This window comes from Tamlana crocina (genome assembly GCF_012037625.1).
This window is the reverse complement of the sequence record NZ_JAAVJS010000771.1, coordinates 1-298: the sequence shown is the minus strand read 5'-3', so window position 1 is coordinate 298 and position 298 is coordinate 1. Positions and strand designations below refer to the sequence as shown.

Sequence of the window (298 nt, the reverse complement as noted above, 5' to 3'; positions counted from 1 at the left end):
AAGCTAAATTCCCCTGCTTCATCATAAAATCCGCAGGTCTGCATGAGCGCATTGATCCTTTTCACCTGTCTGCCGGTAAGAAATTCCCGGTCTGAGCCCATGACCTTTCCGTCGTTAGCAAAAATGATAGAGGCATTGGAAAGATCGCGGCACGACATGGAGATGGAGCATTGATGGAAATAAAAATCCAGTACGTCCTCGACTGAGTTTTCAATATTTCCGAAGGATTTTAGATAATTCACCATAGCGTAATTGCGGTAGCCTTCAGATCTTTCAGAAGCCGCAACCACAGGATCGT

The 298-nt window shown here is 45.3% G+C and carries 1 protein-coding gene; it reads right to left on the bottom strand.

The genetic code is table 11. From position 1 onward, the window contains the following. A partial coding sequence (locus HC176_RS18940) for a glutaminase (protein WP_209309837.1) occupies positions 1-298 on the bottom strand: 298 nt, incomplete at both ends.